The 10,248-nt window shown below is 71.3% G+C and carries 10 protein-coding genes; 5 read left to right on the forward strand and 5 right to left on the reverse strand.

From position 1 onward, the window contains the following. Positions 1–195 precede the first annotated feature (195 nt). Positions 196–861 carry a GntR family transcriptional regulator gene (locus AB0H62_RS50065; RefSeq protein ID WP_220239025.1) on the reverse strand — a complete coding sequence of 222 codons (666 nt, stop codon included), beginning with the start codon at positions 859–861 and terminating at the stop codon, positions 196–198. Positions 862–964: 103 nt separating this feature from the next. On the opposite strand from AB0H62_RS50065, the gene AB0H62_RS50070 reads away from it, so the two are divergent. Further along, on the forward strand, positions 965–1,861 hold the full coding sequence (locus AB0H62_RS50070; RefSeq protein WP_255637777.1) for an oxaloacetate decarboxylase: 897 nt from the start codon (positions 965–967) through the stop codon (positions 1,859–1,861). A 109-nt stretch (positions 1,862–1,970) separates the two neighbouring features. Here the strand turns inward: AB0H62_RS50070 and AB0H62_RS50075 are convergent, their stop codons facing one another. The 4 genes from AB0H62_RS50075 to AB0H62_RS50090 are packed head-to-tail and all read right to left on the reverse strand — an operon-like array spanning position 1,971 to position 5,448. Next, positions 1,971–2,645, reverse strand: a complete 675-nt coding sequence (locus tag AB0H62_RS50075; protein ID WP_360592895.1) for a GntR family transcriptional regulator — start codon at positions 2,643–2,645, stop codon at positions 1,971–1,973. Continuing rightward, positions 2,642–3,538, reverse strand: a complete 897-nt coding sequence (locus AB0H62_RS50080) for an ornithine cyclodeaminase family protein (RefSeq protein ID WP_360592896.1) — start codon at positions 3,536–3,538, stop codon at positions 2,642–2,644. The genes AB0H62_RS50075 and AB0H62_RS50080 overlap by 4 nt, the downstream gene beginning before the upstream one ends. Beyond that, positions 3,535–4,536 (reverse strand): proline racemase family protein, encoded by a 1,002-nt coding sequence (locus AB0H62_RS50085; RefSeq protein WP_360592897.1) that lies wholly within the window; start codon positions 4,534–4,536, stop codon positions 3,535–3,537. Before AB0H62_RS50085 ends, AB0H62_RS50080 begins: the two co-directional genes overlap by 4 nt. A 3-nt stretch (positions 4,537–4,539) precedes the next feature. Further along, a complete protein-coding gene (locus AB0H62_RS50090; RefSeq protein ID WP_220239022.1) occupies positions 4,540–5,448 on the reverse strand; it encodes a dihydrodipicolinate synthase family protein in 909 nt (302 codons plus the stop codon). A gap of 137 nt (positions 5,449–5,585) precedes the next feature. Here AB0H62_RS50090 and AB0H62_RS50095 point away from each other — a divergent pair, with 137 nt between their 5' ends. The 4 genes from AB0H62_RS50095 (at position 5,586) to AB0H62_RS50110 (ending at position 10,227) form a co-directional block, all read left to right on the forward strand. Then, positions 5,586–6,992: an MFS transporter gene (locus tag AB0H62_RS50095; RefSeq protein ID WP_220239021.1), complete on the forward strand. Its 1,407-nt coding sequence runs from the start codon at positions 5,586–5,588 to the stop codon at positions 6,990–6,992. Between the two features lie 28 nt (positions 6,993–7,020). Next, a complete protein-coding gene (locus AB0H62_RS50100) occupies positions 7,021–8,247 on the forward strand; it encodes an amidohydrolase family protein (RefSeq protein ID WP_220239020.1) in 1,227 nt (408 codons plus the stop codon). Between the two features lie 143 nt (positions 8,248–8,390). Beyond that, positions 8,391–9,371: a zinc-binding dehydrogenase gene (locus AB0H62_RS50105; RefSeq protein WP_360592898.1), complete on the forward strand. Its 981-nt coding sequence runs from the start codon at positions 8,391–8,393 to the stop codon at positions 9,369–9,371. A 10-nt stretch (positions 9,372–9,381) separates the two neighbouring features. Then, the gene (locus AB0H62_RS50110) at positions 9,382–10,227 is read left to right on the forward strand and encodes a helix-turn-helix transcriptional regulator (RefSeq protein ID WP_360592899.1); all 846 of its coding nucleotides are present in this window, start codon (positions 9,382–9,384) and stop codon (positions 10,225–10,227) included. Positions 10,228–10,248: the final 21 nt, after the last annotated feature.

Consider the following 10,248-nt stretch of genomic DNA (forward strand, 5'->3'; position numbering starts at 1 on the left):
CTGGTTGGGGTGGTGGTGTTTGGGGCCCCGGTTGCGGGGGGGGGGGAGCCAGCGGATTTGGGGGGGGGTCGGGTGGGGGGGGCGGGATCGGCCGGGGGCCGATCGCACCGCCTGAGCGAGACGCCGGCGCGATCTCGCGCTGTGGTTGCTGTTGGGGGGACGAGCTGGCCGTCGTGGTGTGGCCGAGGAGATGAGTCAACGGTTCTCCTGATCTTTGGCGGCCCGGACCATCACGGTGCGGGCGTTGCGGATGTGGGCGGTCATCACTGCCCGTGCCCAGTCGGGGTCGCCGGCGCGCAGGGCGGCGACGATCTCGACGTGGTGCGCGAGGCTGCGCCGCAGGGACTGTTCGTCGTAGGTGTGGAAGTTGCGCAGCACGACCGGCGCGTGGACGGCGGTCGCGAGCGCTCCGGCGAGCGCCGGGTGCCCGGCGAGCGCCACGAGCTTGGCGTGGAACTCGCGGTTGAGGGGCACCAGCGCGTCGAGGTCCTGCCCGGGTCCGGGGTGTCCGACCTCCACCATGTGCGCGGCGAGCTCGTCGAGCGCCGCGAGGTCCGCGTCGCTCGCGTTCGGGGCGGCGAGCGCGGTGAGCTGGGGTTCAAGCTGCGTGCGCAGGTCGAAGATCCCTTCCAGCTCTTCGACGCTCCACTGACTCACGCGGGCCCCGCGGTTGGGGACGAGCTCCACGAGTCCTTCGGCTGCGAGGCGGGTCAGCGCCTCGCGGACCGGGGTCCGGCTCACGCCGAGCCGGACGGCCAGCTCGACCTCACCGAGCCGCGAACCGGCTGGGAAGTCGCCTCGCAGGATGAGCTCGCGCAGGGCGTCCACCGTGCGCGTGGTTGAGGTCGCTGTTTGTGTCACCCGTCACCTCGTCTCGCAGATTGTGTGCAATCTAGGCTGGAGTCTTGTTCGACGCAAGACGTTGGGCGTAGTTTTGCTCTGGATGTATACAAGGAGGAATTCCGTGGGAAATCTGCTCGGTACCGCCGGAACCCCGCGCAAGCGCCTGCGCGAGCTGCTGGCCGCGGGCCCGCCGCTGGTCGCGCCCGGGGCGTACGACGCGCTTTCGGCCCGGCTGGTGGAGCAGGCCGGGTTCGACGTCGTGTACATGACGGGCTTCGGCACCACCGCGTCGCTCATCGGACGCCCTGACGTCGGCCTGCTCTCCGCCGCGGAGATGATCGACAACGCGACGCGCATCGTCTCGGCGGTCGACGTGCCCGTGATCGCGGACGCCGACACCGGCTACGGCAACGCGATCAACGTGGTGCGCACCGTCCGGGCGTATGAACAGGCCGGCGTCGCGGCGATCCACCTCGAAGACCAGGTGATGCCGAAGAAGTGCGGCCACATGTCGGGCAAGGCCGTGATCTCGCGCGAGGAGATGGTCGGCAAGATCGCCGCGGCCGCCGCCGCCCGGCGCGACCCGGACTTCGTCCTCATCGCCCGCACGGACGCCGCCGCCGTCCACGGTCTCGACGACGCCCTCGGCCGCGCCAAGGCCTACGCCGACGCGGGCGCCGACGTGCTGTTCGTGGAAGCGCCGACGAGCGAGGAGAGCATCGAGCGCGTGGCCACGGAGCTGCGCGGCGTGGCGCCCTTGGTGTTCAACTGGGCCGAAGGCGGCCGGACGCCGCCGCTGCCGCTCTCGCGCATCACGGAACTCGGCTTCTCCCTCGTGCTCTACCCGATCGGCACCCTGCTCGCCGCGACGGCCGGCATCCGCTCCCTGCTGGACGTCATCCACCGCGACGGCACCCCCACGGCCGCCCTGCCGGGCGTGCCGACGTTCGACGAGTTCACGACGCTCATCGGGCTGCCCGAGGTGAATGAGCTGGAGCAGCGGTTTTCCGGGGAGTGATCAGGGTTTCCGTGCGGTGACCGGGCTTGCCGGGCTCGAACGTGTCCAGGTGGGTACCGGTCACCTCGAGCCCGTCGGCCCGGACGTCATCACCTGGCGGTACTGACGTTCACTCGGCCCAAATCCCCCGCACGTGCCGGATGTGGCTTCTCATCAAGGCTTCCGCGCCGTCCGCGTCGCGGGCTTCGATGAGGTCCAGGAGTTCCGCGTGTTCGTGGGACGAAGGGACGAGCTCGTCGCGGTCGGCGAGGCCGCGGAGGCCGTAGATGCGGGAGCGGGAGCGCAGGGAGCGGACGGTCTCGACCAGGTGCGGGTTGCCCGCCTGTTCGAGCAGACGCAGGTGGAACTGCATGTCCGTGGCGACGTGGGCGATGAGGTCGTGCGCGGCGGCCGCGTGTTCGATGCCGGTGGCCAGCGGGCGCAGCTCGGCGATCACGGCGGGGTCGACGCCCGTCTCGGCGAGCCGACGGACGGTGGGCACCTCGATGAGGGCACGCAGCTCACTGAGGTCGTCGAGGTCCTTTTCGGACGGTTCGGTGACGCGGAAACCCTTGTTGCGCACCGTGTCGATCAAGCCCTCCTTGACGAGGTCAAGCATCGCCTCGCGCACGGGCGTCGCGGAGACGCCGAACTGCGTGGCGAGGCTGGGCGCCGAGTACACCACGCCGGGGCGCAGCTCGCCGGAGATGACGGCGGCGCGCAGCGTCTGCGTGATCTGGTCGCGCAGGTTCCGCTGGACGCCGAAGGTGGGCAGCGTCAGCGTGAGGTGCTCCTGGCTGGTCAACGTGACTCTCCCCGGGCGGCCTCGTAGGTGGTGGCGGCGACCACCAGATCCTCCCACGCCATTCCCACGCTCTTGAACAGCCGGGGCCCCGGCTGGGGCAGCGCCGCCCCGCGGACCACATCGGACAGCGGCACCAGCGCGTCTGGCGCCAGTGTCCCTTCGGAAACCGCCAGGACGACGTCGCCGGCCTCGCGCAGGGCGGTGTCCACCGCTTCGACGACCACCGTGGCGCGGCCCATCAGCCCGGCATCGACCTCGCGGATGTGCGGTTCGTGCGAACCGACCGCCACCACCGTCGCCCCGTCCGGAACCAAGGCGCCGTCGAACAAGGGCGTCGACGAAGTAGTGCAGCACGCCACCAGGTCCGCCGAAGCCACGTCCGCCGCGGTGCCGACCCGCGCGCCCCAAGCCGTCGCGAAAGCCTCAGTGCGCGCGGCCGAACGCCCCACCACCACGACGTCGCGCACCGGCCGGACCTCCCGCAGCGCCTCGAGGTGGCTCGCCGCCTGCGGTCCGGTCCCGAACACCACCAGCCGCGACGCGTCCGGCGCCGCCAGGCAGTCCACGGCCAGCGCCGACACCGCCGCCGTCCGCACAGACGTCACCGCGACCCCGTCGAGCAAGGCCAGCGGCGTCAACGTCGCCCCGTCCAGCAGCAGATACTCGCCCTGGATCCGCGGCAGGTCACGGGCGGGATTTCCGGGCGCGACCGTCGCCACCTTCACCCCGGCGAACGATGCCCAGAACGCCGGCATCAGCAGGAACTGCCCGCTCGGCACCGGAACGACGGCCCGGGCCGGGTCCGCCGAAGGGTCGAGGCCGTCGGCCAACGCGGCACGCAACGCCGCGATCGCCGCGGGCATCGACGGCCGCGCGGCCAGTACCTCGATCACAGTTCGAACCCCGCCGGGAACGGGTCGTCGGGGTCGAGGAAGTACTGCGCCGTACCGGTGAGCCACGCCCGGCCGGTGATGGTCGGGACGACGGCGCCCACCGTGCCCACCGTCGTCTCCTCCACCAGCCGGCCGATGAAGTGCGTGCCGATGAACGACTCGTTGCGGAAGTCGGTGTGCAGCGCCAGCTCGCCGCGCGCGTGCAGCTGCGCCATCCGCGCGCTCGTGCCGGTGCCGCACGGCGAACGGTCGAACCAGCCCGGGTGGATGGCCATGGCGTGGCGCGAAACCCGCGCGTCGGAACCGGGCGCGGCGAGATACACGTGGTGGCACCCGGAAATCGCGGGATTCTCCGGGTGCACGGGCAGATCCTGGGAGTTGATCGCGTCCATGATGGACAGTCCCGCGTCGAGCAGCTTCTGCTTCTCCGCGCGATCGAAGGGAAGCCCGAGCTCCTCGAGCTCGACGATCGCGTAGAAGTTGCCGCCGAAAGCCAGGTCGTAGCGCACCCGGCCGAGCCCCGGCACGGCCACCTTGCGGTCGAGGCCGACCGAGAACGACGGCACGTTGCGGATCGTCACCGACCGCGCCGCGCCGTCCTCGACCGCGACCTCGGCGATGACGAGCCCGGCCGGGGTGTCGAGCCGGATCGTGGTGACCGGCTCGACGACCTCGACCATGCCCGTCTCGACCAGCACCGTCGCGACGCCGATGGTGCCGTGCCCGCACATCGGCAGGCAGCCCGACACCTCGATGAACAGCACGCCCCAATCGGCGTCCGGACGCGTCGGCGGCTGCAGGATCGCGCCGCTCATCGCCGAATGCCCGCGCGGCTCGTTCATCAGCAGCTGCCGGATGTGGTCGAGGTGCTCGACGAAGTACTGCCGTCGCTCGAACATCGTGGCACCTGGCACGACGCCGACCCCACCCGTGATCACGCGGGTCGGCATCCCCTCGGTGTGGGAGTCGACCGCGTGGAACAGCCGCTTGGCACGCATGGTCTAGGAAAGCCCTTCCTCGAGCGCTCGTTCGGTGGCCTGGCGGACGGCCTTCTCCTGCTCGGGCGTGAGCGGCACCCGCGGCGGACGGCACGGCCCGCCGTAGCGGCCCGCGATGTCCATGCTCAGCTTGATCGCCTGCACGAACTCCGTGAGCGAATCCCAGCGCAGCAACGGGTGCAGCAGCCGGTAGAGCGGAACGGCCTTGTCCAGGTCGCCGGCCGACGCGGCGGCCCACAGCTCGCTGGTGGCCTTCGGGAACGCGTTGGGGTAACCCGCGACCCAGCCGGGCGCACCGGCGATCGCCAGCTCCAGCAGTACGTCGTCGGCGCCGCACAGCACGTCGAGCTCCGGTGCCAGCTCGGCGATCCGGTACGGCCGCCGCACGTCGCCCGAGAACTCCTTCACGCCCACGATCAGGCCCTCGGCGTGCAACTCGGCCAGCAGCTCCGGCACGAGGTCGACCTTGGTGTCGAACGGGTTGTTGTACGCGACGATCGGCACGCCCGCCTTCGCGACCTCGCGGTAGTGCTCGACCACCGCGCGCTCGTCGGCCCGGTAGGAGTTGGGCGGCAGCAGCATCACCGCGGGGCAGCCCGCCTCCGCCGCGCTCTCGGCCCAGCGCCGCGCTTCCGTCGCGCCGTACGCCGCGACACCCGGCATCACCGTGAAGCCCTCGGGCGCCGCTTCGACGGCCGTGCGGACCACTCGCGTGCGCTCTTCGACGCTCAGCGTCTGGTACTCCCCCAGCGAACCGTTGGGCGTGACCCCGTCACAACCGCTCTCGGCCAGCCACGCGACGTGCTCGGCGTACGCGTCGAAATCGACCGTCAGCGCACCCGGTTCGGTCTCCCGCAAGGGGAGTGCCGCCGCCACCAGCACGCCGTGCCACGGCTTTTCGCGCCCCGTCATCAAGCCCTCCACGAAGTCGATGTTACTCAGCGCCGTCGACCGGAGCCGAGCCCGAAACTCGGTCGGAAATTCATCGTGCCATGTGTCATGTGACATTGTACAGTGGCCTGACCTCGTCCCCCATCGTGGGAGGCTCCATGTCAGAAACGACCGGCGCGCCCCCGAAGCTCACGTCGCACGTGCTGGCGGCCCGGCTCGAACGCCTGCCGATCTCCCGGTTCCACTACAAGCTGCTCTTCGCGGGCGGCCTCGGCTACACCTTCGACGCGATGGACGGCGCGATCGTCGCCTTCATCCTCCCCTCCGTCACCGCCGAATGGGGGCTCTCCAGCGGAGCCACCGGCATCCTGGGCAGCAGCCTGCTGATCGGATTCCTCTTCGGCGCGTTCGGCGCCGGGGTGCTCGGCGACAAGATCGGCCGGCGCGCGGTGATGGTCAGCGCGCTCATCCTCTACGCGGCCGCGAGCCTCGTCGCGGCCGCCGCGCCGAACTTCGCGGTGCTGTTCGTCGCGCGTGTCGTGGCGGGCATGGGCACCGGCGCGGAGAGCGCGATCATCGCGCCCTACCTGTCGGAGTTCGTGCCCTCGCGCGTGCGCGGGCGCTACATCGGTTCCCTGGCCGGGTTCTTCGCGTTCGGCTACGTGTTCGCGAGCCTGCTCGGTTACTTCGTGGTCAGCGACGTGCCTCACGGCTGGCGCTGGGTCCAGGTGCTCACGGCCGTGCCGATCGTGATGCTGCTGTGGTGGCGCCGCTCGCTGCCGGAGTCGCCGCGGTTCCTGCACGTCCACGGCCGGGTCGCAGAGGCCGAGCTGGTGGTCTCCGACATCGAGCGCCAGGTGAGCGCCCGCGTCGGCCCGCTGCCGCCCCCGGTACCGTCCACACAGGACGAAGACGTGCAGGTGTCCTCGGGCACGATCGCGTCGAACCTGCGCGCGCTGGTGTCGACCGGGTTGCGCAAGACCACGATCACGTCGTGGGTCTACTGGTTCGTCGCCATCTTCACCTACTACGGCTTCTTCACCTGGATCCCGTCGCTGCTGGTGAAGCAGGGCTTCGACATCTCGAAGAGCTTCCTGTTCTCCATCCTCATCTACCTCGCGCAGATCCCCGGCTACTACTCGGCCGCGTTCGTGAGCGAGCGCATCGAGCGCAAGTGGACGATCGTGATCTACCTGGCGGGCGGTGCGCTCGGCGCTCTGGGGCTGGCCTTCGCGGGCAACAGCACGCAGATCCTGATCTGGGGCATCGTGCTGTCGTTCTTCATGAACGGCAACGCGGCGCTCGAGTACTCCTACACGTCCGAGATCTATCCGACGATGATCCGCACCACCGGCCTCGGCGTCGCGTCGGCGGTCGGGCGGATCGGCGGCATCATCGCGCCGATCGTGATCGGTTTCTCCTACAGCAACGTCGGGTTCGGCGGTGTGTTCACCATGCTGCTGGTCCTGCTCGTGATCGGCGCCGGGGTGGTGGCCGTGTTCGGCCAGCGCACCACCGGCCGCTCGCTCGAAACGATCGGGCAGGAGACGATCGGACGTGGCTGAACCCCGCGAACCCTCTGGAGGTGCCCGCATGTCCGCCGACCTCAGCGTCCGGCAGGTCAGTGTCGTCGATCCCGAGTCCGAGCAGGTGACCGGCGAGCAGGTCGTCCGCATCACCGGCGGCCGGATCACGGCTGTCGAAGCCGATCCCGGCGGTCCGGTCGGGGCCGGCGAGCTGGACGGCACGGGGCTGTTCGCCGTGCCGGGGCTCATCGACTGCCACGTGCACGTGAACGCCGTGAGCGCGGCGCTCGGCACGGTGGCCGACGAGTCGCCCGCGTACGTGGCCGCGCAGGCATCGCACCTGCTGAAGGACATGCTGGCGCGCGGCTTCACGAGCGTCCGCGATGTCGGGGGCGCGGACTTCGGGATCGCCGCCGCCGTGGCCGAAGGCCTGTTCACCGGTCCGCGCATCTTCTTCGGCGGCAAGGCCCTGTCCCAGACCGGCGGGCACGGTGACCTGCGGCCGGCGGGGCGCGACGTGCACGACCAGCACTACGCGATCCCGGTGCTCGGCCGGGTGTGCGACGGCGTCGATGAGGTTCGCCGCGCCGCGCGCGACGAGATCCGCCGCGGCGCGTACCACCTGAAGATCATGCTGTCCGGCGGCTGCGCGAGCCCGACCGACCGCGTGGATTCCCTGCAGTTCTCCGACGAGGAGGTGACTGCGATCGTCGAGGAGGCGGCCGCGGCGAACCTCTACACGGCGGGCCATGCCTACACCGCCGACGCCGTGAACCGCGGGCTGCGCCTCGGCGTCCGCACGATCGAACACGGCAACCTCCTCGACGCGACGTCGGTCGACCTGTTCCTCGCCCACGACGCGTTCTACGTGCCCACGCTGATCACCTACCAGGCCTTGCTGGAGCAGAGCCGCGAGCTCGGTTTCACGGCGGAGCAGTACGAAAAGGTCGTGCGGGTGACGGAAAACGGCTACCAGGCGTTGCAGCTCGCCGACTCCGCCGGTGTCCGCATCGCCTACGGCAGTGACCTGCTGGGCGCGATGCAGGCACGGCAGTCGGAGGAGTTCGCATTGCGCGCCAAGGTGCAGAAGCCGGCCGCGGTGCTGCGCTCGGCCACCACGGTCGCGGCCGAGCTGCTGCGCCAGGTCGGCACGGTGGGCACACTCGCGCCCGGCGCCCGGGGTGACGTCGTGCTCGCGCGGGCGAACCCGTTGGAGGACCTCGACGTGCTGGCGAACCCGTCGACCGGGCTCGCGGCCGTGGTGCAGGACGGGGTGGTGCGCGTCCAGCGCTGACCGACGGTTCGGGCCTGGTCCGGACCGGGCCGTGGAATTCCGGGCCAGAGGGGGCCTGACAGGTCCCCTCTGGGCGCCGGATCGGGCCTCGCGCGTCATTAGCCTCGGTCGTGGATCCCAGCCACACCAGGAGGAACGCACCCATGAAGGCCATGTTCATCACCGCGTACGGCGACCCCGGCGTCATCGAGCCGGCCGAGGTCCCCGAGCCCGTCCCGGGGCCTGGTGAACTCAGTATCACCGTGTCCCACTCGGCCGTCGGGCTGGTCGATGCGATCATCCGTCGCGGCGAACTGGCCGACTACGACTACGCGCCACGACCACCGGTGGTGCCCGGGCTCGAGGTGGCGGGCACCGTGCGCGCCGTGGGCCCGGGCGTCGACCGGTTCGCTGTCGGCGACGAGGTGGCGACGCTGACCCTGCCGCGGATGGGCGGATACGCGGAGGTCACCGTCGCGCCCGCCGACCTGGTGGTGCCGCTGGCGGGCACGGGTGTGAGCCGCGAACAGGCCGTCGCAGGGTTCGCGAACACGGTCACGGCGTACCTGTCCCTCACCGAGGCGGTGCGCCCGCCGGTCGGCAGCAAGGTGCTGGTGCACGGCGCGCTCGGCGGACTGTCGTCGGTCTACCCCGAGGTGGCGCGGCTGCTCGGGGCGAACGAGGTGGTCGGCACCGTGCGCCGGGCCGAGCAAATCGACGCGGCGCTCGCGCTCGGGTTCGACCGGGTGGTCCTCTCCGGTGAGTTCACCGAGGCGCTGGGAGACGAGCGGTTCACCGTGATCGTCGATCCGGTGGGTGGCGACGTGCGGCGGGCCTCCGTCGGTGTGCTCGGTCCGATGGGCCGGCTGCTCGCGGTCGGCAACGCGGGCGGCGAGCACGGCGCAGCGCTCGACTCGAATGCGGTGTGGGGCGGCAACATCGGCGTCATCGGGTTCAACGTGGGCGGCTACCTGGCCGCCGACACCTCACCGGCCGTGCCTGCCGCGCGGGCGGTGCTGCCACTGTTCACCGAGGGGAAGATCAGCCTGCCCGTGACGACGCTGCCGTTCGCCGAGGCCCGCGAAGCGCACCGGCGGATCGACGCCCGGGAGGTAAGCGGGCGGCTGGTTCTCGCTTCGCTCTAGGCTCGGGCGCATGGAGCGGGACGACGAGCTGAGCGAGTTCCTGCGCTCGCGCCGCGCCCGGGTCACCCCGGCCGAGGCCGGGCTGGGTCCGGGTGCCGGCGTTCGCCGCGTCCCCGGCCTGCGGCGCGAGGAGGTCGCGCGGCTGGCCGGGGTGAACGTGGACTACTACGTGCGGCTGGAGCGCGGCCGCCGGATCAACCCGTCCGATTCGGTGCTCGACGCGGTGGCCCGCGCGCTGCGGCTGAACGCCACGGAGCGGGCGCACCTGTTCGCGCTGGTGCGCCCCGGGAGCACTCGCCCGGCGCGGCGCTCGGTTCCGCCCCAGCGGGTGCGGCCGTCGGTGCACCGGATCCTCGATGCCCACGAGCCGCTCCCGGCGATGGTCCTCGGCCGCCGGATGGACGTGCTCGCCGCGAACCGGCCGGCCCGCGCGCTGTACACGGACTGGGAAGCCCTGCCCGGACCGTCACGCAACATGGTGCGGTTCCTCTTCACCGACCCGGCGGCGCGCAGCGTGCTGGTGGACTGGGCGGGCAGCGCGACCGAGGCCGTCGCGCACCTGCGCCTCTACCAGGGCCGCTACCCCGCCGACCCGCTGCTGGCGGACCTGATCAGGGACCTATCGGCCGCGAGCGAGGACTTCCGCGGCCGGTGGGCCGATCACGACGTGCACCAGCACACCTACGGAGCCAAGAGCTTCAACCATCCGGTGGCGGGCCGGTTCACCCTGGCGTACGAACTGCTCGGCGTGCTGGACGACGCGGACCAGTTCCTCACGCTCTACACAGCGGAACCGGGCTCGGCGTCGGAAGCCGCGGTGCGTCACCTCCGCACGGCGGCCATCGCGGATGCCTGAACCGGAGCGGACGGTGACCGC

Origin of the sequence: Amycolatopsis sp. NPDC050768, assembly GCF_040654155.1 — a bacterium.
In the GTDB taxonomy this organism is placed as follows: domain Bacteria; phylum Actinomycetota; class Actinomycetes; order Mycobacteriales; family Pseudonocardiaceae; genus Amycolatopsis.

Coding starts and splice junctions, on each gene's coding strand:
- AB0H62_RS50095 (WP_220239021.1), top strand. CDS start 5,586: ATGTCAGAAACGACCGGCGCGCCCCCGAAGCTCACGTCGCACGTGCTG.
- AB0H62_RS50085 (WP_360592897.1), bottom strand. CDS start 4,536: ATGCGTGCCAAGCGGCTGTTCCACGCGGTCGACTCCCACACCGAGGGG.
- AB0H62_RS50105 (WP_360592898.1), top strand. CDS start 8,391: ATGAAGGCCATGTTCATCACCGCGTACGGCGACCCCGGCGTCATCGAG.
- AB0H62_RS50100 (WP_220239020.1), top strand. CDS start 7,021: ATGTCCGCCGACCTCAGCGTCCGGCAGGTCAGTGTCGTCGATCCCGAG.
- AB0H62_RS50090 (WP_220239022.1), bottom strand. CDS start 5,448: ATGACGGGGCGCGAAAAGCCGTGGCACGGCGTGCTGGTGGCGGCGGCA.
- AB0H62_RS50110 (WP_360592899.1), top strand. CDS start 9,382: ATGGAGCGGGACGACGAGCTGAGCGAGTTCCTGCGCTCGCGCCGCGCC.